Genomic DNA, 23,928 nt, shown 5'->3' with positions numbered 1-23,928 from the left:
TGCTATCTGATTAAAACGCGGCGCAATAAGGGCAGGTTTCGCTCGGCGTGGTTAACGGCCATTAAACCGCCTGATTACAAGGGTTTCTGCGGGAAACAGGTCCACTTTTCATTAAGAACTTGTTAGGATTTTAACGAATGCCCGGGGCACTTAATTGTAAGAAACCGGTGAATGTGTCACTACGGTACGTTGAGGGATATGTTTATGCCTGTAAGGTACAGACAGTCCTGGCGGAAAGCCGCATCGAATGAAGCACCTACGGGGCTGATGTGCTGTTCCGCCGGTGCGTGGTTGAAATGGGTGCATGTCAGGTTCTGCGCAGATGTATGCGCATATCCTGCTGTCACCGTCCGAGTATCGGAGGTGCTCCCAATGCAGGCGGTGTTGCGGAGGGTCCTTTCGAAAGGACAGTTTAGTAACGAGGCGTATCCGCATGGCGACAAATAAAAGCAACGAGTCGATCGACGACGAGGCATTTCAGGCGTTGGAAGACGCTTTGAAAATCGACTTCGATGAGCTTAAGTCTGCCCTGAACGAAAAGACTTCCTTGGATGATCCGGAGGGAAAAGTGTCTGAACCAGTGAGCCAGGCACCGGCACCCAGCCAGGCAAAGACGACAAAGCCACAGGGCCAGGCAGCCCGCTCGGGACGCGCGACCGAAACGCCAAGAAGCCTCTCTCCCGAACCGGCTCCCAAGGCGCCCTCGTTTGCGCCTGCCAACGATGACGGGCGCCGAACGCCGGCCGCCATCCTGCGCTCGCTGGACGTCCGCTCCAGCCGCTCGACGATGCGGATCGCCGCTGCCGTCGCCGCCCTCTGGACGATCGGCGGCCTTGGTGTCGCAAACCTGCTCTATGGACCGGAAATCTGGCAGATCCGCTCGCTTGCCGACCTGTCGGCCATGCCGGGCGCCATCGGGGTGGCGATCTTCATCATCCTGCCGGTGATGCTGTTCTTCTCCTTCGCCATCATGATTTCGCGCGCGCAGGAACTGCGCAACGCCGCGCGTTCGATGGCCGAAGTCGCGCTGCGCCTTGCCGAGCCTGAAACGGCAGCGTCCGAACGTATCATGACGGTCGGCCAGGCCGTTCGCCGCGAAGTCTCGGCGATGAACGAAGGCATCGAGCGCACGATCGCGCGTGCGACCGAACTTGAGACGCTTGTTCATTCCGAGGTCAACGCGCTCGAGCGTAGCTACAGCGACAACGAACTGCGCGTGCGCACGCTGGTCCAGGAACTTGGACTGGAGCGGGAAGCCATCGTCAGCCATGCGGAGCGTATCCGCTCGTCGATCGCCGGCGCCCACACGCAGTTGAAGGATGAACTTTCGACTGCCGGAGATGACATCGCCAGCCGTATTGCGACTTCGGGCGAAGCCTTCGCCTCAATGATCGAGACCCGCGCCGCGGCTTTGATGGAGCGCTCCGACAGCGCAACGCAAACGATCGGCGCCATGCTCTCGACCCGCACCGATGCCTTGCTCTCAGGCCTCACCACAGCCGGCGTGTCGCTCAGCAACGAGTTTGATACCCGCCTCGAAAATCTCAGCCAGACGTTGGCCAAGCGCGGCCAGCAACTGCTCGGACAGTTTGAAACACGCGCCTCGACCCTCGACGCCAATACCGAAAAGCTGAATGCCGCGCTGAACGAGCGCGCCCGCCAGCTCAACGAGACGCTGATCGCCCGCACGCGCGATCTGAACGAGAGCCTCAATGTCGGCCAGCAGGCCATCACCGGCGGTCTCGATGATATTCTCAACACGCTGAACGCCACGCTGGACGAAAAGGGCGCGAGCTTCCGCCAGAGCCTGAAGTCCAGTTCCGACGACATGATCATGGATCTCGACCTGCGTTCTGGCTTCTTCGAGGAGAAGCTGCAGACGACGGTCGGACAACTGGCAACGGCCTTCGATTCCCGCTTCCACGAATTCGCAACCGCCTTCGACAAGCGCGCCGGCATGCTCGATTCCAAGCTGATGGAAAGCCTTGCCCGCATCAACCAGTCGGTAACCGGCGGCGCGGAATCCATCGGCGGCATGCTCGACGGCGGTATCGAGCGCTTCGAGTCTGCCCTGTCCGAACAGTCTCTGACGCTCGCCACCACGCTTGGCACCACACAGGACTTCATCGAGCACACGATCAGCGGCAGGACTGCCGAGCTCAGCGAAGCGATCGGCAATGCGCACGCCCGCATCGACGGTGTGCTGTCCGAACGCTCCGGCTCGTTGATGAGCGCGCTCACTGCGGCGCAGGACCGGATCGAATCCGGCTTCGCCGAGCGTGCCGGTTCGCTCGAAACGGCGCTCACGGAAAGTCAGCAACGGCTCGCCGAAACGCTTGATGCCCGCACCAGCGCCATCACCACCAGCAACCAGCAGCTTGCCGAAAACATCGTCACGCAAACCAGTGGCCTCATCGACGGCCTGCAGGCGATCCACGGCCGTATTGAAGACACGCTGACCAACCGCGCCGACGAGATCACCACCGCCATCGCCGCCAGCCAGTTGCGCCTTGACGACACGCTTTCGGAGCGCACGGTCGAGCTTTCGAGCCTGCTTGCGGCAAGCTCGGAATCCATTGACAGCGCTTTCGAGGGCACGGCGGAAAGGATCGATACGATCCTGTCGCAACGTACCGGCGCGCTCGCCAACGTGCTGACTACGTCAACGGCCGCGATCGACAGCGCCTTTGACGGCACGGCGGAACGGATCGATACGATCCTCTCGCAGCGCACCGGCGCACTCGAAAACGTGCTGACATCGTCCACGACAGCAATCGACAGCGCCTTTGACGGCACGGCAGAACGCATTGACGCGATCCTCTCGCAGCGCACCGGCTCGCTGGCTAACGTTCTCACCTCGTCCGCAGGCGCGATCGAGAGCGCGATCGGCGGCACGACGGAGCGGCTGGAATCGCTGTTGTCCGAACGCAGCCGCACGCTCGGCGACACGCTTGCCAGCCAGACGGCGACGCTCGACACTCTCCTCTCCGAGCGCTCGGCGGAGATCACCGGCACCTTGTCCGCCCGCGCAAACGAAATGGTCGATGCGCTGAGCAGCCGCACGGAAGAAATCGCCGACGGCCTCTCCTATCGCGCCAGCGCAATCGCAGAAACCATGGCCGACCGGGTCAGTGATATCGAACAGCAGCTTTCAGGCCGTGTTGGAGCGATCGCCGAAAACCTCAGCGGCCGTGTCAGCGAGATCGCCGGCACGATGACCAGCACTTCGGCCGAGATTGCCACTGCCCTTTCCAGCCATGCTTCGGAGCTGGCCGTGTCGATGGCAGACAAGGCGTCCGATATCGAACAGACGCTGTCCGGCCGTGCCGGTCAGCTGGCGACATCGCTGGCCTCCACCCATGATCAGATCCGGGTAACGCTGGACGACCGCCTCAACGCGATCAACGTTGCGGTCACCCATGGAACCGAGCAGCTTTCCGATGTGCTCAGCGAACAGGCGACCTCCATTGCCACGACGATCGCCACCAGCGCCAGTATGCTGGAAATGACGCTGGAAGAGCGTCAGGCAGACCTCGGCGGCGTCATAGACAAGAGCGCCGCAGCACTCGAACAGCGCATGCTGGCAAGTACCAGCCGCGTGGCAACCCAGCTCGGCGAGACCGCCGGCCAGATCAGCCGCGCCGCCGATACGCTGACGCAGCGGATGGACACGTCCCTTTCCAATATCAACAGCAGCGTCGACGAAACCGGGGCCCGCATCGAAAACAGCCTCGGCGTGCTGGAAAGCCGAATTCGCAACAGCGTCGGCGGCGTCAGCGAATTCGTCGATAATGCCGGCCAGAAGATTGCCGACACCCTCGCTGCCAAGGTCTCCGAATTCGATGAGGTCAGCGACAGGGCTGCAGCGCGCATTGCCGACAGCCTTGCCGGACGCGCCGAAGAAATCGACCGCATCGGCAGCATCGCTGCGGCCCGGATCGCGGACGCCCTCTCCGACCACACGGCCGAGTTCGACCAGGTCAGCACCGCCGCTGCTGCGATGATTGCAGATAGCCTTGCCGGCCGTACCGAAGAAATCGACCGCATCGGCAACAATGCCGCAGCGCGGATCGCCGAAACGTTGTCTGACCGCACGGCAGAGCTCGATCGGGTCAGCACGACTGCGGCGGCCCGTATTTCCGAAAGCCTTGCCGGGCGCACCGACGAGATCGACCGCATCAGCGGCGCGGCCGCGACGCGCATTGCCGATACGCTCTCCAGCCATACGGCTGAGCTCGGCCGTGTCAGCGACGAAGCAGCCGCGCGGATCGAAGCCAGCATCGGGGGCGGTACGGGCCGCATCGAAGAGCGGCTTGGCACCATGGACCGTGCCCTGTCGATCGGTCTCGACAATGTCAGCCGGACGATCGAAGGCAAGGCTGCCGGTCTCGTGACGAACCTGCGTGGCGCCGTCAGCGATGCGGCGCAGGGCATCGATGCGGAAGCCGTGCGCTCTGCCGAGCTCCTGGCCAAGGCCGGCGAGGATTTTGCTCAGGCAATGGCCGCGCGCCAGTCCGATTTCCAGTCCAGCATCGAGCAGACCGCCGCGACCGCCGCGATGCGCAGTGCCGAACTGGCGCGGTCCGTCGGAGAAGCAACCGATGGTGCAGCCACCCGGATCGCCCAGACACAATCGCGCGTGGCGGAACAGGCGTCGTCGCTGCAGCAAAGCCTTGCCGACGTGGAAAAGGCCCTGGAAGCCCGCGGCAACACGATCCGCACCACCCTTGACGACAGTACGCGCGAGCTCAACTCGATGCTCGCCGGCCGTTCGGCCGAACTGTCGCGCCTGATCGACGAGAAGGCTCGCCCGGTCATCGATCAGTACGCCGCCACCGGCAAGGAAACCGCAGACCTGATCAGTGAAGTCGCACAGCAAAGCGCGGAACGTCTGCGTGCCGAAAACGCCGCGTTGCTCGAGAGCCTCACCGCCCGTACCGGCGAGACGCTGAACGCCCTCTCCGGCCGTGCAGAAGAAACCGCCAACGCGATGAAGATGATCGAGAGCCGTCTGCAATCGACGGCCATGGGTCTCATCGACCAGCTGGCGGCGAGCAATTCGTCGATCGCGGGCGTCATCGAGCAGGCCAGCGCTAATCTCGGCGCCATGGACCAGCAACTGGAAACGACCACCACGCGGTTCTCGGAATCGGCCAATCGCGCTTCCGACATGCTGTCCACATCGACCCGCCTTCTTGAAGGCAAGGTCGACAAGCTCGCCAATATCTCAGGCTCGACCCTGTCGCAGATCGGCGGCATCGTCGGGCGTTTCGAAGATCACTCCAAGGTGCTCAGCCAGGCCTCCGACCTCCTTGCCGCGGCGCAGTCAAACCTGGTCAGCACACTCGAAGAACGGCAGGACGCCCTGCGCACCCTTTCCGTCGGTCTTGTCAGCCGCTCGGAAGAAATCGAGAAAACCATGCACGCCCTCGAAGGCTTCGTCGATGGCGCCTTCCAGCGGGCGGAAGACCGCTCGGCGCAGATCGCAGGCAACCTGCGCTCCGGCATCCAGACGTCCTTCAACGATGTCGGGCGTATCCTGACGGACGCTGAACAGCGCGCCGCCTCCGCTGCCGAGGCCATGCGCGATGCGGTGGTCAAGGCGGGTGACGAAGCGAGCATGTCGGTCGAATCGGTGTTCGTTCGCGCCGAGGAACGCTCGAACGAAATCGCCAGCAACCTGCGCGCCGGTGTCCAGGCGTCCTTCGTCGATGTCAGCAAGACGTTGTCGGAAGCCGAGGCCCGCGCAACATCGGCGAGCGAAGCCATGCGCGCCGCCGTCACCAAGGCCGGCGAGGATGCAGGCCTCTCCGTCGAGGGCGCCTTTGCCCGCGCTGAGGAGCGCTCCAAGGACGTTGCCTCGCGCCTGCGCGGCAGCGTCGGCGCCTCGCTGTCGGATATCGACCGGATGATGACCGAAACCGGCAAGAAGTCGGACGGTGCCGCCCAGCAGATGAGCGAGGCGATCCGCAAGGCCGTCGAAGAAGCCGTCGGCCGCTTCAGCGGCGCAACCGAGGAAATCCGCCGCTCGGCCAACGAGATTCGCCGAGAGCTCGACATGACCCGCGAGGAACTGAAGCGCGGCGCCTTCGATCTGCCGGAAGAAGCCAAGGAAAACGCCTCGGTCATGCGCCGCGCCGTTGCCGAGCAGATCAAGGCGCTGCAGGAGCTCTCCGACATCATCGGCAAGTCCTCCGGCCAGCTCGAGATCGCCCAACCGGCGCCGCGCCAGCAGGTGGCACAGCAGCAGCCCGTGGCCGCGGCCCCGGTCCGCGCCGTTGCACAGCAGCCGGCCGTCGAGCCGCGCCGCCAGGCGCAGGAGCCCCTGCTCCGCGGAAGCCTCGGTCTGGAACAGCCGCGTGCCCCCGCCCAGCAGCCGCCCGCCCAGCAGCCGCCCACCCAGCAGCCGGTTCTCCGGCAGCAGGAGCCGGCCACGGCAACACGCCCGTCCGGGGAAGGCAGCGGCTGGATGCGTGACCTGCTGCGCGGTGCATCGCGCGATGACGAGGCGCCCGTTGTTCCGGCGCAACGCCCAAGCGAAGCCCAGCCTGCCGCCCGCGCCGGCGATACCCGCAATCCGCGCCATGTCATGGAATCGCTGAACTCGCTGTCGGTCGACATCGCCCGCGCCATCGACCACGACGCCTCGGTCGATCTGTGGCGGCGTTACCAGCGCGGCGAACGCGACGTCTTTACCCGCCGCCTCTACACGTTGAAGGGCCAGCAGACCTTCGACGAGATCAAGCGCAAATACGACCGCGAGCCGGAGTTCCGCACCGCCGTCGACCGCTACATCGGCGATTTCGAAAAACTGCTCGGCGACGTCGCCCGCAACGACAGCGACAAGGTGATGACCCAGAGCTACCTGACGTCGGATACCGGCAAGGTCTACACGATGCTGGCCCATGCGGCGGGGCGGTTCAGCTAGCGGCGGCCGAAGGGCTTTTCGATACGCTGGTCAATCGGCCTGCTCCTTATCCTCGCCGCGGGGCATGTCCACGTGGCGTCGCCAGGCAAGATCGACGGCGACCCTTCGGCTTGCTCCGTCTTCTCCCCTGCGGGGAGAAGGTGGCGCGGAGCGCCGGATGAGGGCGCGGCTGGCGCCGAAATCGCCGAGCCCCCCTTATCGCCTCGCATATGCGAGGCATATGCTCGGCACTTCTCCCCACTGGGGAGACGTGGGCGCTGAACGGAGCGCGCTGGAGAATGCAGGCCGCCCCGTTGAGGAATATCTGGCCCCACTTGATGTACGCTGCTTTTTGCTGCGGCTTCGCCGGTGACGCCGAAGTTTATCTCCCCGGCGTTTGCGCCGGATCACACGAGTGAGAGTGTCGTTGCAAATCAACGGTGAGGCTCTGCCCCCTTCGCGAGCTACTGCATAATTCCTTAAATTGGAATCGATTTAAGATTATGCAGCAGTTTCAAAGCGCTACAGCGTCCTTTGCGCGTCAGGTTTGACGCGCGGCGCTGTAGCGTTTCAAAACATCACAATAAAATCAACAATAGCACTCCGCCGTTTTCCCCGCCCCGCAGCCCGCGCATACAATGCCTGTGTCCTGTCGCGGATACACCGGTGAGCGTTACCGGCAAGGCGGGACCGGTGCCCTGGAATTTCGGTGCAAACGCACGCCGGATTTCAGGGGCTGCGCGGAAGGTGGTTCTCCTCCGGTCTCGACATGCAAGAGGCCGGGCGTGCCGGGCATGCCACGCCAACTTGGTCCAGGGCATGGTCTACCGACGGAAAGGCGGGGCGGATAAGAGGCCCTGCCACGGGCACACAAATCCTTGGCCGCAATGGCGAAGGACGCAGAAGAACCTAGCTAGAGGCGCGGCAAAAGACACCGAACGGGGCACGGCATCGTGTCAGTTCAATTCTCTTTATCACGGCACATGCCGGGCCCCGGCCGATCCTGATCATGGGATATTGGTCATGGGATATAAAGAGACTGTCGCAAAACACGGACGGAACACCGCCGCGTGAACGCTGTCGGTTGCCCGTCGAACGGAGAAAAATCCAATGGGCGAAAGCACGCCGGACAATACCGAACCTTTGACGCAAGCCGAATTCGAGCGGATCAGCCGAATCGCGGCGACTGACATGGACATCCACACCTTCTGCCGCATTCGAAAATGCCGCCGCGACGGTTCCTGCACCGGCCCGATGCGGAAGCGGATCGTTCCGGTAAGGACCGCTAGCGGATCGACCTTTGCTGCCTTGCTGCCGGCGTGCATCGCTGCCACCGACAATGCTTGGCTCGTGGCCTTTGCCAAGCATCTGCGCGTGCTGCACACATCGGAAATGTTCGGGGGGAAATTGTCCGGGAGGAAGCCGAACGCCCCCCGGAATCAAAAAACCTCCGGCCGGAGCCGGAGGTTTCGATCGTGGGCAGAAAATCCGTGACCGGATCAGTGTTCCTTGTTGGCGTAAACCGACTTCTTCGTCAGATAGATCAGGCCGGTGAAGATCAGCAGGAAAACCATGACCATGAAGCCCGTGCGTTTGCGATCTTCAAGGTGCGGCTCTGCGGCCCACATCAGGAAGGAAGCGACGTCGCGGGAATACTGCTCCACCGTCTGCGGCGCACCATCGTCATAGGTGACCTGATCATCGGAAAGCGGTTTTGCCATTGCAAGGGCCGCAGCACTGCCGAAGTAAGGGTTGTAGTGCGTGCCTTCGGCCACTTCCGTGCCGGCCGGCGGCTCCTGATAGCCGTTCAGAAGCGCGTGGATATAGTCCGGACCGCCTTCCTGGTACTGCGTGAACATGTCGAAGATGAAGGTCGGGAAGCCGCGCTCGATGCCACGTGCCTTGGCGAGCAGCGACATGTCTGGCGGTGCCGCGCCATTGTTGGCGGCAGCGGCTGCTTCGGTGTTCGGATAAGGCGACGGGAAATGGTCGGAAGGCACGGCCTTGCGGGTGAACATCTCGCCATCGGCATTCGGCCCGTCCTGGACCTCGTAGTTGGCGGCAAAGGTCTTCACCTGCGCTTCGGAATAACCGAGGCCTTCGAGCGTGCGGAAGGCGACGAGGTTCATCGAGTGGCAGGCGGAACAGACTTCGGTGTAGACCTTCAGTCCGCGCTGCAGCTGACCCTTGTCATAATGGCCGAAAGGACCGGCGAACGTCCATTCTTCCTGCTCCGGTTTGTGGATCGGGAAGTGCGGCGTACCGCCTGCATGCTCCCCCTCGGCGGCTGCGCCTTCGGCTTTGTGTTCGCCGGTTTCCTGGGCAAACACGATGCCGGCGCCGAGGCCTGCGACGACTGCGAGCGAAAGAATGCCTGTAACAAGCTTTTTCATTGTTGTGGGTTCCTTAATCTTCGCAGACATCACGCGGCAACGGGCTTCTTCGCAGCCTGCTTTTCCAGCACCGCTTCGGTGATGGAATTAGGGATGCGCTTCGGCGTTTCGATCAGGCCGAGAACCGGCATGACGACGAGGAAGAAGCCGAAGTAGTAGAGGGTGCCGAGCTGCGACATCACCACGTAGAGGCCTTCCGCCGGGCGCGATCCGAGCCAGCCGAGCATGATGGCATCGACCACGAAGAGCCAGAAGAACAGCTTGTACCATGGACGGTAGACCGCCGAGCGCACCTTCGAGGTATCGAGCCAGGGCAGGAAGAACAGGACGATGATGGCGCCGAACATCACCAGAACGCCGCCGAGCTTCGAGTCGATCGGGCCGACATTGAAGGTGATCGCGCGCAGCATCGCGTAGAACGGCAGGTAGTACCATTCCGGAACGATGTGTGCCGGTGTCTTCAGGGCGTTGGCCGGAATGTAGTTGTCCGGATGGCCAAGGAAATTCGGCATGTAGAAGACGAACCAGGCATAGACCAGCAGGAAGATCGATACACCGAGCGCATCCTTGAGGGTAGCATAAGGCGTAAAGGCAACCGTGTCCGTCTTGGTCTTGACTTCGACGCCGGTTGGGTTGGTCTGGCCGACGACATGCAGGGCCCATATATGCAGGACGACCACGCCGGCGATCATGAACGGCAAGAGATAGTGCAGCGAGAAGAAGCGGTTGAGTGTCGGTTGATCGACGGCGAACCCGCCAAGCAGGAACTGCTGGATCCACTCGCCCACCAAGGGGAAGGCGGAGAAGAAGCCGGTGATAACCGTGGCACCCCAGAAGGACATCTGACCCCAGGGCAGAACATAGCCCATGAATCCGGTTGCCATCATCAGCAGATAGATGACCACGCCGAGAATCCATAGGATTTCACGCGGCGCCTTGTAGGAGCCGTAATAGAGACCGCGACCGATGTGCAGATAAACGGCGATGAAGAAGAACGACGCGCCGTTGGAATGCATGTAGCGCAAGAGCCAACCTTGGTTGACGTCGCGCATGATCTTTTCGACGGAATTGAAGGCAACCGTCGTCTCAGCCGCATAGTGCATGGCGAGAACGACACCGGTCAGGATCTGCACGATCAGCATGACCGACAGCATGGCGCCGAAGGTGTAGGCATAGTTCAGGTTGCGCGGAACCGGATAGGAAACGAAGCTATCGTGCACGAGCCGCGGCAGCGGCAGGCGCGAATCGACCCACTTCTCGATTCCAGTCGTCGGCATATAGGTTGAATGATCACCACTCATAATCAGTATTCCCCTCAACCGATCTTGATGACTGTGTCGGAAGTGAATGCAAAGGTCGGGACGGCGAGGTTCATTGGCGCCGGGCCCTTACGGATACGGCCGGCCGTATCGTAGTGCGAGCCGTGGCACGGACAGAACCAGCCACCGAAATCGCCCGCCTGGCCGAGCGGAACGCAACCGAGATGCGTGCACGAGCCGATCATGACGATCCAGTTTTCCTTGTCCTTGCCAGCGGAGCGATCAACGTCCGTCGCCTGCGCATCGGCCGGAAGGTTGGCGTTACGCGCGACCGGATCCTTGAGGTCGGCCAGTGCCACCGCGTTGGCTTCTTCGACTTCCTTCTCCGTGCGATTACGGATGAAGACTGGCTTGCCGCGCCATTTTGCCGTCAGCGACATGCCCGGCTGCAGGCTGGAGACATCGACCTCGATCGAAGCGAGCGCCAGTGTCGAAGTGTCCGGGCGCATCTGGTCGATGAACGGCCAGGCGACAGCCCCTGCGCCCACGACGCCTGCCATGCCGGTCGCCAGATACAAGAAGTCGCGGCGAGTAGGCTCGCCCAGGGTTTCGCTTGATGTCTCGTGTTCGCTCACGGTTAAACCATCCTCTCACGCAATGTTTGCGGAAACCGCACTGTCCCCGGCGTCGACCCGCCCCGTGCTGCCACTTGAGCGAAAGAACAGCGCCAAATCAATAAGCCGATGCACGATTCGAAGAAAACTTTCGCCCTTGCGCCTCATGCATCAAAACCGGGCGAACCCCACGCGTTAAAGAAACGGCAGATTCCCCGGCAATCCGGCGCGTTCTATGCTTGATCGCAAGGGATGTCTAGCCTTGAGGACGGGAGGTGGGCCACAATGTCGCGGGAAAACTGAAGCCAATGTTCGCAAACCGCTTTTCGCGGTCTGGCCTTGTCAAAACACGGCTTTCTCAAGCTCGCGGGCGACGGTTTTCGAGGGCGTTATTCGGCGGCGGCATCGCGAGCGAGGAAACCGCCGGACTGACGTAGCCACAGATCGGCGTAAAGACCACCGGCAGCGATAAGTTGTTCATGCGTTCCATCTTCGACGATCCTGCCCTCATCCATGACGATGAGGCGGTCGAGCGCGGCGATGGTGGACAGCCGGTGCGCGATCGCAAGCACGGTCTTGCCGCGCATCAGCCGGTCGAGATTGGACTGGATTGCTGCTTCCACTTCCGAATCGAGGGCCGAGGTTGCCTCGTCGAGAACGAGAATCGGCGCATCCTTCAGCATCACCCGGGCGATCGCCACCCGCTGGCGCTGGCCTCCGGACAGCTTGACGCCGCGCTCGCCGACATGCGCCTCGAAACCTGTTCGCCCACGCTGGTCCTGCAACCTTTCGATGAAGCCGAGCGCCTCGGCCTTCCTTGCCGCCTCCCGCAATCGATTCTCGTCCGCGTCCGGACGACCGAACAGGATGTTGTCGCGGATGGAGCGGTGCAGAAGCGACGTATCCTGGCTGACGACGCCGATCTGGCTGCGCAGGGACTCCTGCCGGACTGCGGCGATATCCTGTCCGTCAATCAGAATGCGGCCGCCCTCCAGATCGTAGAATCGCAGCAGCAGATTGACGAGCGTCGTCTTGCCGGCGCCCGACCGACCGACAATGCCGACCTTCTCGCCGGGCCTGACGACGAGCGACAGGTCATCGATGACGCCATTGCCCCTGCCATAGTGGAAGCGGATTTTCTCGAAACGGATGGAAGGACTGGTGATGACCAGGTTTTCAGCGCCCGGCCGGTCCACCAGCTGGATCGATTGCGAGATCATGTCGGCGGCATTCTGGATCGTGCCGATATTGCGCATGATACCATTGAACTGAACCATCATCCGTCCCAGGAGAAAATTCAGCCGGAGGATGAGCGCCATCGTGAAAGCGACAGCACCGGAGCTGATCGCCCCCGAAAGCCAGAGGTCGACGCTCAGGGCCGCCATCGTCACGATCATGATGCCGGACAGGAGCGCCATTGACGCACGCACGCCGGTAATGAACCGGGTGAAGCGGATGATCGTATCCTGAAAGATGTCGAAGCCCTGCCGCATGTAGCGATCGTTTTCCTCGTCGCGACCAAAGAGCTTCAGCGTCTGGATATTGCTGTAGGCATCGACCATGCGGCCGTTCAACATCGACGACGCTTCGGCCGTCTCCCGCGAATGCTCGCGGATACGTGGCACGAAGAAGCGCGCGAGGAAAGCAAAGCCGATTAGCCACAGCAGCACCACGACGGCAAGCGAGGCATCGAGCTGCCCCACCAGCACCAAAGTCGATACCGAATAGATGCCGACGAACCAGACGCTTTCCATCAATGACGTGACGACGTCGCCAACCGCCTGCCCGCCCGACCAGACCTTGGTGACGATGCGGCCGGAGAAATCATTCTGGAAGAAGGACAGCGATTGGCGCGCCACGTGCAGATAGGACTGCCAGCGCACCAGATTGTAGAAGCCGGGCGTAATAATCTGCTGGTCGACCAGCGCCATCGCCAGCGAAACCAGGAAGCGCACGATGCCGATCAGGACCAGCATGCCGAACAGCTCAGCCCCATGGGCTGCGAGCAACCCGCTCCAGCCATCGCTCGGCTTGACCGTCGCAAGGATATCGACCACGCGACCGACGAACCAGAACAATGTCGCCTCGATCGCCGCCGTCATGCCTCCCAGGACGAGCATTGCAATGAACGGCGCTTTCGCCTGCCGGATGTAAAACCAGACGTAACGAATCAGCCGCGCCGGCGGCTGTAACCCTTCGCGCGCCGCGAAAGGCTGTATCCAGTTTTCGAAAAAGGCAAACAGGGCGCGCAAGAGCATGTGTCCGATATAAGCCTTTCCAAAAATGCGGCAATGCGGAATTCTGATCGGCCGGATTACAATCGCGTAATGTGACCAACCGCGGTCATTTCAAACCAGTCGCTCTCTCCGCACGGAGAGAGATCGAACCGGTGCTACTCCGCCGCCTCTTCCTTTTCCGCATCGTCGGCGATGAAGCCGCCGGATTGCCGCGACCAGAGATCGGCGTAAAGCCCGCCCCTCGCTACCAGTTCGGCATGGCTGCCGGTCTCGACGATCCTGCCGGCTTCGAGGATGACCAGCCGGTCCATCTCCGTCAGCGTCGACAAGCGGTGGGCAATCGCGATCACCGTCTTGCCCGTCATCAGGGCGAAGAGGTTTTCCTGGATCGCGGCTTCCACTTCCGAATCGAGCGCCGACGTCGCCTCGTCGAGGATCAGGATCGGCGCGTCCTTCAGGAAGACGCGGGCGATCGCAATCCGCTGGCGCTGGCCGCCGGAGAGCTTGACGCCCCGTTCGCCGACCTGCGCATCCAACCCCTTGCGGCCCTGGTTGTCCTCGAGCAGCTCGATGAAGTCCCAGGCATTGGCCCGCTTGGCGGCGGCGATGATGTCGGCATCATCAGCTTCCGGGTGACCATAGGCGATGTTGTCGCGGATCGAGCGATGCAACAGCGAAGTATCCTGCGTCACCACGCCGATCTGGCCGCGCAGGCTGTCCTGCGCCACCGCGGCGATATCCTGCCCATCGATGCGGATCGTGCCCGATTCGAGATCGTAGAACCGGAGCAGCACATTCATCAGCGTCGTCTTGCCCGCACCCGAGCGACCGACAAGACCGATCTTTTCGCCCGGCTTGATGGCCAGCGACAGGTTGTCGATGACGCCCTTGCTCTTGCCGTAGTGGAACCGGATGTTCTCGAACGCGATCGCCCCATGCGGCGCCTTGAGTACCGGCGCTTCCGGTCTGTCGATGATGTCATGCGCCTTGGTCATCATGCTCATGCCGTCATAGACGGTGCCGATGTTTTCAAACAGCGCCGAGACTTCCCACATCACCCATTGCGACATGCCGTTGATGCGCATGGCAAGCGCCACCGCAATCGCGATCGAGCCGACCGACATGCCGCTGGTCATCCAGAAATAGATGCCGAGCGCCGAGATCGAAAACAGCGCGATGCAGTTGTTCGTGTAGACGAACACATGGAACAGCGTCACCTTGCGCATCTGACGGTGCACGGTCTGCAGAAACTGATCCATGCTTTCCCGGGCATAGATCTCCTCGCGGCCCGCATGCGAAAACAGCTTCACAGTGGCGATGTTCGTATAGCTGTCGACGACACGGCCGGTCATCATCGAACGGGCATCGGCCTGATCCTTCGAGATCTTGCGCAGGCGCGGCACGAAATACGTGACGATCAAGACGTAGACGATGATCCAGATAACGAGCGGCGCAAGGAGCCGCCAGTCAGCCGCGGCAACGACCACCAGCATCGAGACGAAATAGCTGACGACATAGACGAAGACGTCGAGGATTTTCATCACCGTTTCGCGCACGGCAAGCGAGGTCTGCATCACCTTGGTGGCGACGCGGCCGGCAAACTCGTTAGCGAAGAAAGTCATGCTCTGGCGCAGCAGGTAACGGTGCATCTGCCAGCGCGCGATCATCGGATAATTGCCGAGCAGCACCTGGTGCATGATCAGCGAATCGAAGGCGACGATGGCCGGCAGGCCGATCAGGATCAGCGCGCCCATCCAAAACAGCTTCGTACGCTCAGTCTCGATGAACGTCTCCTGCCTGGCCGAGGACAGCCAATCGACGACATTGCCGAGGAACTGGAACAGCGCCACCTCGCCGATCGCGATCAGCATGGTGCAGACCGACATGGTCAAGAGCCAGGGTGCCGCCGGCCTGGTATAGTGCCAGCAGAAGGCAAACAGCCCCTGCGGCGGAACCTTGGGCTCCTCGGCGGGATAGGGATTGAGGCGGGATTCAAACCAGCCGAACATTATCAAGCTCCTTCAGGAATCCAGTGAAGGAAGGCGGGAGACCCGCATTCATCGATTCGAAATTCAAGACCGGAGGAACAGCTCAATCTTGCACGCGAGACGTGTTCGCCCGGAAAGCGGTCGGTCGCGCGCGGTCATGCCGACAAAGGAAAAGCGCGAAACCGGTCAGTCCATCAGGACTGGAGACACAGCCTGGAGGCTGGCGATCATTCGGTAATCCATGCATGCCTCCGTCGGTTCGCGTTGAAGATGTGCCAGCCTTAGAGTGTTTTGCGTCGATATGCCAGATTGTCGCAGCCACTTTTTTCATCGTTTCCATCTCTGCCGGGATTTTGTTGCCATTACGGCACAGATTGATTACGGGCTGTGATGAACCCCATAAGCCGTGTTGATATGTCCGCACATCCGCTCCGCATTGCCCTCTACCAGCCGGACATTCCCGGCAACACCGGCACGATCCTGCGCCTTGCCGCCTGTCTCGGTCTGCCGGTCGATATCATCGAGCCGGCCGGCTTCGACCTGTCGGACAAGAACCTGAAACGCGCCGGCATGGACTACATCGCCTCGGTAACCCTGACCCGCCACGTCAGTTGGGACCGTTTCGAGGAGGCACGGCTGGCAGAGGGCCGGCGGCTGGTGCTTGCCTCCACCAAGGCGGCCGAACGCTATACCCGCTTCCGATTCCTGCCCGGCGACACGCTGCTCTTCGGCCGCGAAAGCGCTGGCGTTCCCGATCATGTGCACGACAGGGCAGACGGCCGGATCATCATCCCAATGGTCGCGGGCCAGCGGTCGCTCAACATCGCCATGTCGGTGGCGATGATTGCGGGCGAAGCCATCCGGCAAGTGTCGATCTGATGCCAGCCAGCGCCCCTCATGCGGCCGCTCCGCTATAGGCGTTTTCAGCCCGGGCGGCCTTCAGCGCGCTTGCCCACCATTTCAGCCGCCGCAACATGACGAGCAGACTGGCCTTGGCTTCGTCCGCCTTGAACGGATTGCCGGCGGCATCGAACTGCGCCCAGACATTGGAGAAACTGACGCTGTCGCGGATGGTTACGGTGTGCAGTTCGGCAAAGACCTGGCGCAGTTGCTCGACGGCCCGCAACCCGCCTGACACGCCACCATAGGAGATGAAGCCGACAGGCTTTGCGTGCCATGGCTCGTAGCACGCATCGATCAGTTCCTTCAGCGCCGCCGGATAACCATGATTGTATTCCGGCGTCGCGACGATGAAGGCGTCCGCCTCGGCGATCTTCTCCTCCAGCGTGGCGACATCGATGGCCGCCTCGTCTGCCGGCCCCTTGAGCTGCAGCGGATCGATCAGCGTCACCCTTATGCCGCTTTCGGCCCAGAGCTCGTTCAGGACCCAGTTGACGACTGTGTCACAAAAGCGGCCCTGCCGCGCGCTGCCATAGACGACGGCGATGGTCATTTTCTCGTTCATGCTTGCGGTTGCTCCGTTGTTGATCGGTTGGAGCAATTGGTATAAAACCTCAACTAAACTTTAGGTCAAGGCACCCTATGGAAAAAAGTAAAACCGATTTGCCGCGCCGCGAACTCAGTGTCGGAGAGGTCGCGGCCCGCAGCGGCGTCGCGGTCTCGACACTGCATTTCTACGAGGCCAGGGGCCTGATCAGAAGCATGCGCAGCCGCGGCAACCAGCGCCGTTATCCCCGCAGCGTGTTGCGTCGCATCGCCGTCATCAAGATTGCCCAGCGCACTGGCATCCCGCTCGCCGATATCCAGAAGGCGCTCTCGGCGCTGCCGGACGACCGGCAACTCTTGGCCAGCGACTGGGAGCGATTGTCGGAAAACTGGAAAGCGGACCTCAACGAGCGCATCACCGAGCTCACCGCCCTGCGCGACCAGCTCACCTCGTGCATCGGCTGCGGTTGCCTCTCGATGAGCGACTGTCCGCTGCGTAACCCGCACGATATGCTCTCGGAAAAAGGGTCCGGTGCCTATCTGATCGAACATGCCGGCGAAGAAGGTGATGCCGTTGGTCAGGCCGACATACTGCCAGTTTTTTGAAGCAGACGCTGCAGTGCCAACATGCTTAAAAGCGTGCCGAGCGAACTGATGAAGGCAATGGTAAGCGCCGCGAGGTTGCCATAGGCGCTCAGAACATAGGTGAAGAACGGTGGCGCGGCAGCGAAAGCGAGATTGAGGGGCAGACCCAGGCGCGCGGCGACACCGGCATATTCGGCAGGCGTGAAGAACACCAGGGGCAGCGTTGCCCGGCTGACGGACATCGCGCCGCTCGAAAGCCCGTAGAGCAGCAGGAAAAGCAGGATCGACCATGCCGTCCCGCCGCCCACCGAAAGGACGATGAGACCGACCGGCATGATCAGAGCCGCAACCAGTCCGGTCGAGAGCCCGTTCCACCGGTTGGCCCCCAGGAAATCGAACAGCCGCGCCGACATCTGTACGACGCCGATCGCCGATCCGAAGCCGACCGCCAGATAGTCGGCCACGTCAAAACTGCGGAACAAGTCAATGACAACGAGCTGGAAACCCCAGGTGATGGAACCGTTGAGTGCAATCGCGGCCGTGATCAGCGCGATGATGCGGCGATATTCTCCGCCTGGCTTGGTGCAGACAGCTCCTGTCCTTTCACGCGACAGGGCGGCAACCGGCATCTTCGGCAACGCAAAGAAATGCAGCGGCAGGCAAATGACGAGCATGAGACAGCCATAAATGACGGGCACGCCACGCCAGCCGAACTGGGCTTCCAGGAAATCGGTCGCCGGCCAGGACAGGCTCGGCGCCAGCGCCATGAACAGCATCTGCGCGCCGATCGCCCGCCGTGCGCCCTCGCCCGCGAGTTCCGCCAGGAAGACATGCGCCGATGTCGTCAGGCAGGCGGCGCCGGCGATTCCAAAAATGGCCCAGGCAATGAAATAGCCGATGGGGCCGCCGGCAACCGCCAGCAGCCAGAGCCCCGGAACGGCAAGAAGCGAGCCCGCCGCCAGCACCAGCCGGGCGCCATACCGCCGATAAAGCCCAGCAATCGGCGGCGAGCAGACCGCCATCATGACGAGCATCAACGTCGGCCCGAGAAAGATCGTTGCGCGGCTGAGGCCAAGGTCCGCGGCCATCGCCTCACCGGTCACCGAGATCGACATGAACAACGCGCCCCAGCCGATGATCTGGGTGATCGAAAGAATGACAACGGAGCGCGTGATGGACGAGCACGGAAAAGGCATAGCGAAAGCTTTGGGAACGGCCCGAATCGGGCGGGAAAGGATCGCGCCGACTATGCGCTTAACCGGTAGAAAGGCCAGCCGGCCTGCAATCAATCCGCGCTTGGCAGGCGCCGCATCGTGAACTCGATTTCATCGCCTTCGAGCTGCCGCCAGCTTTCGACCTCGGTCCAATACGCAGCCTTGGGCCATTTGTCGAACCATTCCTGCGCCTTTTGCCGCGCATGCATCCGATCAAGGCGGAACGTCTCACGCACAAACAGGCCATCGCTTCGCTGCGGGTTGCCGCTGCGATGCCGGGCAATCTGTCTCCGCAAACCTTCGAGCGGCGGCCCTGCGGGAATTTTCGCCATGAAGCTCACCTTTCGCCAGTCGAGCCTTCTGAAACAAAGATAGGGAGATCGTCCTGATTTTGCGAGTCTGAATTTCAGCCGCCTGCCCTGCGGCAGACTGACCTAAGACTCCTGGCGCCGTTGCCAAGCGTGGCAGAAATATGATCTTTCCAGAATCGCTATATATCGGCGGGTTTCGCAACTCCCATCCCCCGCCAGACAGGATGATTTCTATGGAACGAGCGGACCTGCCGCAGGGACTGCCAGCGGATATCGAGGACAAGAAGGCAACGGCGAAGGCCTGGTTCGAAAGCCTGCGCGACACGATCTGCGTGGCATTCGAAACCATCGAGGACGAACTCACCGGTCCGTTGTCCGATCGCGAACCCGGCCGCTTCGTCGGCAAGGATTGGCTCCGGGACGAAGGCGCTGGAGGTGGCGGCCGCATGTCGATGATGGAAGGCCGCGTCTTCGAAAAGGTCGGCGTCCATACCTCGACCGTGCACGGCGAATTCTCGCCGGAATTCCGCAGCCAGATACCCGGCGCGAACGAAGATCCGCGGTTCTGGGCTTCAGGCATCTCGCTGATTGCCCATCCGGTGAACCCGAATGTCCCCGCCGTCCATATGAACACCCGCATGGTCGTCACCACCAGCCACTGGTTCGGCGGCGGCTCCGACCTTACACCGGTGCTCGACCGCCGCCGGACGCAGACCGATCCGGACACGATGCTGTTTCACAAGGGCATGGAAATCGCCTGCAAGCGCCATCCGGTTGCCGACTATCCCCGCTTCAAACAATGGTGCGACGACTATTTCTTTCTGAAGCACCGCAACGAACCGCGCGGCATCGGCGGCATCTTCTATGACTGGCTGCATTCGGATGAGGAGAAAGGCGGCTGGGATGCCGACTTCGCCTTCACCCAGGACGTCGGCAAGGCCTTCAGCCTGATCTACCCGAAGATCGTGCGGACAAACTTCAACAAGCCATGGACGGAGGAGGATCGCGACGAGCAACTGCTGCGCCGCGGTCGCTATGTCGAATTCAACCTACTTTACGACCGGGGAACGATCTTCGGCCTGAAGACAGGCGGCAATGTCGAATCGATCCTGTCTTCGCTGCCACCGGTGGTGCGCTGGCCCTGACATATGTCCTGTTATCCCAACGAAAAACCCGGCCGCGCAAACGGTCGGATTTTTTCGTTGAGAGGAACGCCTGCGCATTAGTCGCAGATCTGGATCCGCTTGATGCGCAGGTTGCCCCAGCGGTCCCAGCGCTTCACCTTCTTGATGTAGCAGGACGGTTCATAGTAGCCGCCGTAATAGCCGCCGTCATAGAAGCCGATCGAGAAACCGCCATGATAGTAGCCGTGATGGCGATGATGACCGTGGTGGTGACCATAACCGCCGGCGTACGACGGAGCTGCAAACGAGATAGCTGCGATTGCAGCGACGGTGGCGGAAATGATGAACTTGCGCATGCTTTTCTCCTCTGTCGGTTGCTGATGAGGTCGTCTCATCCAGTGACCCAACAATCTCACGAAGCCCTTATCTGCGCTGTTTCGAATGGAACAGGGCCGAACAAAAGCCCGGCATGTGCGTTGTTCTGTGCGTGAACCGAGAGTGGAGACCTGAAGCCATGATCTTCAAGGAGCGTACATTTTACGGCAAGACACCGGAAGAATTCTTTCCGCAGGACCAGGCGGACCTGGAGACGCGCGTCGCCAATTGCCTGGCAACGGTTTCCGGGCTCGATGCCTCGGATGTCTCGGTGGTCTCCAAGGGAAACACGATCCTGTTGACCGGTACCGTTTCGACGATCGAAGAGGTTGAAAGGGCCGAAGAGGCCGCAAGGACGGTCGAAGGGGTCGCTGAAATCGTCAACAGAATTGCGGTCGCCTGATCAGATCGTCGTCAGCGTCCAGGCAACGATATCAGCAGCCACCTGCGCAAAGGCCCCATCGAGCGCGGCGACAAAGGCCGGGTTTCCACTACCACTCACGGGCAGCGTTGCTTTAAATGCTTTCTGCGCAATGACCGTGCCGTTGCGATCATTGAGAATCTTGGCGAAAATCTCGACGACCGCCGTGTCGGCGCCTTGCGTCGCGATTTCAAACGCGCGGATGTTCGTGATCACCTGATAGTCGATCGCGAGCCCCTCGCCCGGCTTGCCGACGCCAGCGACCTTGCCGGTATTTTCGAAAGTTTGCACCAGTTTCGCCTGCACCATCTTCGGCAGGCGGTCACTCCATTGGGATTTTGCCAGAAACTGGATTTCCGAGTTGGATAGCCGGATGACGACTTGATCGCTGTCGAGCGCCTTCAGTGCGGTCGGATCGGGAACGAGGATTTGCTTGGCGGTGGACGATGGTGCCTTGATGACTGGCGCGGTGGAAAGACTATAGGTGTCATTGGCGGCCTTGCTGGCGCAGGCCGACATTGCGGCCGTCAGGGAAAGAAGAATGCAGGCCCGGAGCAATCCTGCCTTTCGATCACACGAAACACCGGGAAAATTCATTTCAAACACTATCCCTCGCCAATCAGCAGCAACTTAAACGCTCATCTAGTCAAAACAAGCCAAAAAGCTGCCAAGCCTACCCAGACACGGCAAAATTCCGACAGGGCTTGCAGCCTTGCCACGCACAATTGACGCTTGGGCAGCCATACGCGATTCGCGCGCTAAATCAGCGGGAAATATCGAACAAGAAACAGAACTGGGCTTAGCGGCGTGTGCGGCCGTCATACTGCTTGACGGTCTCGCCTCCGAACAACAGTCGTTGCGGATTCCTATCGAAAGTCGAGATTGTCGTGTCGAGGTTTTGGATCGCCCGCCGCGTCTCGCCAACCAGCGTCTCGACGTCCCGCAGCCCCGAGCCGGAGAACCGTTTCCAATTGTCAGCGATCGGTGCGATTTGCGCGTTCAGATTGTCGACCATCTTGCGGAAGGAGGCGAGCGTTGCACGGGCATCGGCCGATAAGGAAGGCGCGTCGGCATCGCCGAGGAAGCCGTCGATCTTGACCAGAATACCATCGACGCGGCTCGATGCGGCATTCAGCTTGTTGGCCAGCTGGGTAACGTCGGTAATCGTCTGGTCTATATCGGTCTGACGGCCCCTGATCCGATCTGCCAGTTCGCTGATGGAAGCGGCAGTCTTGCGTGCGTCAGCGCTTGCCGCTGACACATCATTGACGACGCCGGTCACCTTCTGGCTGTCGACGGCTGCAATCAGGGTATCGACACGGCTAAGCGTCGCGGTCGCATTCTCGCCAAACCGCTGATAGGTCTCGGCCGTCTTCTTGAAGCTGGCTATGGTGTCGGCCACGCTGCTGGATGCCGCGCTCAGCTCATTGCTCATCTTCTCGACATCGCTGATGATGTGATCAACCTTCTTCGTATCGACGGATCTCACCAGCGCTTCGGCTGACGTCAGCGTCGAATCGAGCTTGCCGGCTGCCGCCGTAATCGAGGTCGAGAGGGCGCTGACGCTCTTCAGGAACTCGTCGATACCTTCCGAGTTGTCAGCCAGGGCTCGGGTGAAGCGGTCAGCATTGGAGATCGTGCTGGTCAGCGGACCGCGGACATCCTTGACGAACCCCTGAATATCGCCGATCGCATTGTTCGCCCGATCCATGATCTTGTCGGCAGTTGCGAGAAGGCTCGTGACGCTGGACTGATCGGCCTGCAGCTGCGCCGGCTTGCCCTCCTCGAGCGCCTTCTTCAGGATGTTTTCCTCGCCCCTGTTGCCGCCGCTGAGCTCAATATAGGCAGCACCGGTCAGCCCCTGGATTTCAAGCGTTGCGGTCGTCGATTTGAGAACGGGCGCCTCGGCGGAGACCTCGGTTACGGCGACGGAAAAGCGGGGGTCGTTGGCATTGATTGCCAAGCTGCGGACCGAACCGACGGGAATACCGTTGAACCGCACGGGAGAGCCGACGCTCAACCCATTGGCCGAGCCCGGAATGCTGATCACCAGTTCCACCATCTGGCCGCTGCGGCCATATTGCGACATCCAGTAGACGAAGCCGAAGGCCGCGAAGATGACCATGACGGTGAAAAAACCGACGATGGCGTAATTGGCTTTTGTTTCCATTGCTACCGGTGTCCTTCAGGGAAGCCGCGCACGCGGTTCCTTGCTTCAATCAAAATCATGGCGCGGTCAGGATGCCCTTTTGTCGTCACGGACAATTGAGCGTGCACGTTTGCCCCGGAAATAGGACTTCACCCAATCGTCCTCACAGGCGAGCATGTCCTCGATCGTGCCCTCGACCAGGACCCGCTTCTGCCCCAGTACCGCGATCCGGTCGCAGACCGAAAACAGGCTGTCGAGATCGTGAGTCACCATATACACCGTCAAACCCAGGGTGTCGCGCAGTTTGGCAATCAGGTTGTCGAACTCCGCAGCGCCGATCGGATCGAGCCCTGAGGTCGGCTCATCGAGGAAAACCAGGTCGGGGTCGAGCGCGAGCGCGCGGGCAAGCGCCGCGCGTTTGATCATGCCGCCGGAGAGCTCGGAGGGAAACTTGTCCGCCGCCTCTGGCGCCAGGCCTACCATGTCGATTTTCAACCGCGCCAGTTCGTCCATCAGGTCCTGCGGCAGGTTCAGATATTCCCGCATCGGCACCTGGATATTTTCCAGCACGGTCAGCGAGGAAAACAGGGCACCATGCTGAAAGAGAACACCGAGGCGCATATCGAGTTTCATGCGCTCCTCTTCGCTGACCTCGTCATATTCGACACCGAGGATCTTGATCGAGCCGGAGCGGCGCGGGAGCAGACGCAGCACCGTGCGCATCAGCACCGATTTGCCGGTGCCCGAAGCGCCTACGAAACCGAGGATTTCGCCGCGATAGATGTCAAGATTGAGCTTGTCGAGCACGATGTTGGCGCCGAAGCCGACAGTCAGATCTCGGACGGCCAGAACGGTCTCCGCGCCGTTTGTGCGGCCCGCCGTATCATCATCTGTCGGTTCCACCG

General features: G+C 61.3%; 18 protein-coding genes. 6 read left to right on the top strand and 12 right to left on the bottom strand.

Translation table 11 applies throughout. From position 1 onward, the window contains the following. Positions 1 to 433 precede the first annotated feature (433 nt). Positions 434 to 6,928, top strand: a complete 6,495-nt coding sequence (locus ACSQ2Z_RS10380; RefSeq protein ID WP_436081128.1) for a kinesin — start codon at positions 434 to 436, stop codon at positions 6,926 to 6,928. Between the two features lie 1,170 nt (positions 6,929 to 8,098). After that, entirely contained in the window at positions 8,099 to 8,401 is a 303-nt protein-coding gene (locus ACSQ2Z_RS10375) for a hypothetical protein (protein ID WP_436081127.1), read from the top strand. A gap of 5 nt (positions 8,402 to 8,406) precedes the next feature. On the opposite strand, the gene ACSQ2Z_RS10370 is transcribed toward ACSQ2Z_RS10375, so the two are convergent. The 5 genes from ACSQ2Z_RS10370 to ACSQ2Z_RS10350 form a co-directional block, all read right to left on the bottom strand. Next, positions 8,407 to 9,300: a cytochrome c1 gene (locus tag ACSQ2Z_RS10370; RefSeq protein ID WP_436081126.1), complete on the bottom strand. Its 894-nt coding sequence runs from the start codon at positions 9,298 to 9,300 to the stop codon at positions 8,407 to 8,409. Positions 9,301 to 9,329: 29 nt separating this feature from the next. Beyond that, positions 9,330 to 10,601 (bottom strand): cytochrome b, encoded by a 1,272-nt coding sequence (locus tag ACSQ2Z_RS10365; RefSeq protein WP_436081125.1) that lies wholly within the window; start codon positions 10,599 to 10,601, stop codon positions 9,330 to 9,332. A 14-nt stretch (positions 10,602 to 10,615) separates the two neighbouring features. Next, the gene (petA, locus tag ACSQ2Z_RS10360) at positions 10,616 to 11,194 is read right to left on the bottom strand and encodes a ubiquinol-cytochrome c reductase iron-sulfur subunit (protein WP_436081124.1); all 579 of its coding nucleotides are present in this window, start codon (positions 11,192 to 11,194) and stop codon (positions 10,616 to 10,618) included. A gap of 368 nt (positions 11,195 to 11,562) precedes the next feature. Next, on the bottom strand, positions 11,563 to 13,431 hold the full coding sequence (locus tag ACSQ2Z_RS10355) for an ABC transporter ATP-binding protein (protein WP_436081123.1): 1,869 nt from the start codon (positions 13,429 to 13,431) through the stop codon (positions 11,563 to 11,565). Positions 13,432 to 13,565: 134 nt separating this feature from the next. Continuing rightward, entirely contained in the window at positions 13,566 to 15,419 is a 1,854-nt protein-coding gene (locus ACSQ2Z_RS10350; protein ID WP_436081122.1) for an ABC transporter ATP-binding protein, read from the bottom strand. 393 nt (positions 15,420 to 15,812) lie between these two features. Here ACSQ2Z_RS10350 and ACSQ2Z_RS10345 point away from each other — a divergent pair, with 393 nt between their 5' ends. Then, the gene (locus tag ACSQ2Z_RS10345) at positions 15,813 to 16,277 is read left to right on the top strand and encodes a tRNA (cytidine(34)-2'-O)-methyltransferase (protein ID WP_436081121.1); all 465 of its coding nucleotides are present in this window, start codon (positions 15,813 to 15,815) and stop codon (positions 16,275 to 16,277) included. A 16-nt stretch (positions 16,278 to 16,293) separates the two neighbouring features. Here ACSQ2Z_RS10345 and ACSQ2Z_RS10340 read toward each other — a convergent pair whose 3' ends face one another. Next, positions 16,294 to 16,863 (bottom strand): NADPH-dependent FMN reductase, encoded by a 570-nt coding sequence (locus ACSQ2Z_RS10340; protein ID WP_436081120.1) that lies wholly within the window; start codon positions 16,861 to 16,863, stop codon positions 16,294 to 16,296. Between the two features lie 77 nt (positions 16,864 to 16,940). Here ACSQ2Z_RS10340 and soxR point away from each other — a divergent pair, with 77 nt between their 5' ends. Next, a complete protein-coding gene (gene soxR, locus ACSQ2Z_RS10335) occupies positions 16,941 to 17,450 on the top strand; it encodes a redox-sensitive transcriptional activator SoxR (protein WP_436081119.1) in 510 nt (169 codons plus the stop codon). Here soxR and ACSQ2Z_RS10330 read toward each other — a convergent pair. Beyond that, positions 17,423 to 18,625, bottom strand: coding sequence for an MFS transporter (locus ACSQ2Z_RS10330; RefSeq protein ID WP_436081118.1), 1,203 nt, complete (start codon positions 18,623 to 18,625; stop codon positions 17,423 to 17,425). The genes soxR and ACSQ2Z_RS10330 overlap by 28 nt on opposite strands. An 89-nt stretch (positions 18,626 to 18,714) precedes the next feature. Further along, positions 18,715 to 18,975 carry a hypothetical protein gene (locus ACSQ2Z_RS10325; protein ID WP_436083046.1) on the bottom strand — a complete coding sequence of 87 codons (261 nt, stop codon included), beginning with the start codon at positions 18,973 to 18,975 and terminating at the stop codon, positions 18,715 to 18,717. 212 nt (positions 18,976 to 19,187) lie between these two features. Between ACSQ2Z_RS10325 and hemF the strand changes: the two genes are divergently transcribed. Further along, positions 19,188 to 20,099: an oxygen-dependent coproporphyrinogen oxidase gene (hemF, locus tag ACSQ2Z_RS10320; protein WP_436081117.1), complete on the top strand. Its 912-nt coding sequence runs from the start codon at positions 19,188 to 19,190 to the stop codon at positions 20,097 to 20,099. 77 nt (positions 20,100 to 20,176) lie between these two features. Here hemF and ACSQ2Z_RS10315 read toward each other — a convergent pair whose 3' ends face one another. After that, the gene (locus tag ACSQ2Z_RS10315) at positions 20,177 to 20,434 is read right to left on the bottom strand and encodes a hypothetical protein (RefSeq protein WP_436081116.1); all 258 of its coding nucleotides are present in this window, start codon (positions 20,432 to 20,434) and stop codon (positions 20,177 to 20,179) included. 158 nt (positions 20,435 to 20,592) lie between these two features. On the opposite strand from ACSQ2Z_RS10315, the gene ACSQ2Z_RS10310 reads away from it, so the two are divergent. Further along, entirely contained in the window at positions 20,593 to 20,856 is a 264-nt protein-coding gene (locus ACSQ2Z_RS10310) for a BON domain-containing protein (RefSeq protein ID WP_436081115.1), read from the top strand. On the opposite strand, the gene ACSQ2Z_RS10305 is transcribed toward ACSQ2Z_RS10310, so the two are convergent. The 3 genes from ACSQ2Z_RS10305 to ACSQ2Z_RS10295 form a co-directional block, all read right to left on the bottom strand. Next, positions 20,857 to 21,471, bottom strand: a complete 615-nt coding sequence (locus tag ACSQ2Z_RS10305; protein ID WP_436081114.1) for an ABC-type transport auxiliary lipoprotein family protein — start codon at positions 21,469 to 21,471, stop codon at positions 20,857 to 20,859. It abuts the gene before it with no gap. Between the two features lie 202 nt (positions 21,472 to 21,673). Beyond that, positions 21,674 to 23,044, bottom strand: a complete 1,371-nt coding sequence (locus tag ACSQ2Z_RS10300; RefSeq protein WP_436081113.1) for an MlaD family protein — start codon at positions 23,042 to 23,044, stop codon at positions 21,674 to 21,676. Between the two features lie 66 nt (positions 23,045 to 23,110). Continuing rightward, positions 23,111 to 23,926 carry an ABC transporter ATP-binding protein gene (locus tag ACSQ2Z_RS10295; RefSeq protein WP_436081112.1) on the bottom strand — a complete coding sequence of 272 codons (816 nt, stop codon included), beginning with the start codon at positions 23,924 to 23,926 and terminating at the stop codon, positions 23,111 to 23,113. Between the last annotated feature and the right edge of the window lie 2 nt (positions 23,927 to 23,928).

Origin of the sequence: Pararhizobium sp. LjRoot235, from assembly GCF_964254145.1 — a bacterium.
GTDB lineage: Bacteria > Pseudomonadota > Alphaproteobacteria > Rhizobiales > Rhizobiaceae > Pararhizobium.
The sequence above is the reverse complement of the archived record's forward strand: the minus strand, read 5'-3'. Positions and strand labels throughout refer to the sequence as shown.

Coding starts and splice junctions, on each gene's coding strand:
- ACSQ2Z_RS10380 (WP_436081128.1), top strand. CDS start 434: ATGGCGACAAATAAAAGCAACGAGTCGATCGACGACGAGGCATTTCAG.
- ACSQ2Z_RS10375 (WP_436081127.1), top strand. CDS start 8,099: ATGGACATCCACACCTTCTGCCGCATTCGAAAATGCCGCCGCGACGGT.
- ACSQ2Z_RS10370 (WP_436081126.1), bottom strand. CDS start 9,300: ATGAAAAAGCTTGTTACAGGCATTCTTTCGCTCGCAGTCGTCGCAGGC.
- ACSQ2Z_RS10365 (WP_436081125.1), bottom strand. CDS start 10,601: ATGAGTGGTGATCATTCAACCTATATGCCGACGACTGGAATCGAGAAG.
- ACSQ2Z_RS10355 (WP_436081123.1), bottom strand. CDS start 13,431: ATGCTCTTGCGCGCCCTGTTTGCCTTTTTCGAAAACTGGATACAGCCT.
- ACSQ2Z_RS10350 (WP_436081122.1), bottom strand. CDS start 15,419: ATGTTCGGCTGGTTTGAATCCCGCCTCAATCCCTATCCCGCCGAGGAG.
- ACSQ2Z_RS10345 (WP_436081121.1), top strand. CDS start 15,813: ATGTCCGCACATCCGCTCCGCATTGCCCTCTACCAGCCGGACATTCCC.
- ACSQ2Z_RS10340 (WP_436081120.1), bottom strand. CDS start 16,863: ATGAACGAGAAAATGACCATCGCCGTCGTCTATGGCAGCGCGCGGCAG.
- soxR (WP_436081119.1), top strand. CDS start 16,941: ATGGAAAAAAGTAAAACCGATTTGCCGCGCCGCGAACTCAGTGTCGGA.
- ACSQ2Z_RS10330 (WP_436081118.1), bottom strand. CDS start 18,625: ATGCCTTTTCCGTGCTCGTCCATCACGCGCTCCGTTGTCATTCTTTCG.
- ACSQ2Z_RS10325 (WP_436083046.1), bottom strand. CDS start 18,975: ATGGCGAAAATTCCCGCAGGGCCGCCGCTCGAAGGTTTGCGGAGACAG.
- hemF (WP_436081117.1), top strand. CDS start 19,188: ATGGAACGAGCGGACCTGCCGCAGGGACTGCCAGCGGATATCGAGGAC.
- ACSQ2Z_RS10315 (WP_436081116.1), bottom strand. CDS start 20,434: ATGCGCAAGTTCATCATTTCCGCCACCGTCGCTGCAATCGCAGCTATC.
- ACSQ2Z_RS10310 (WP_436081115.1), top strand. CDS start 20,593: ATGATCTTCAAGGAGCGTACATTTTACGGCAAGACACCGGAAGAATTC.
- ACSQ2Z_RS10305 (WP_436081114.1), bottom strand. CDS start 21,471: ATGAATTTTCCCGGTGTTTCGTGTGATCGAAAGGCAGGATTGCTCCGG.
- ACSQ2Z_RS10300 (WP_436081113.1), bottom strand. CDS start 23,044: ATGGAAACAAAAGCCAATTACGCCATCGTCGGTTTTTTCACCGTCATG.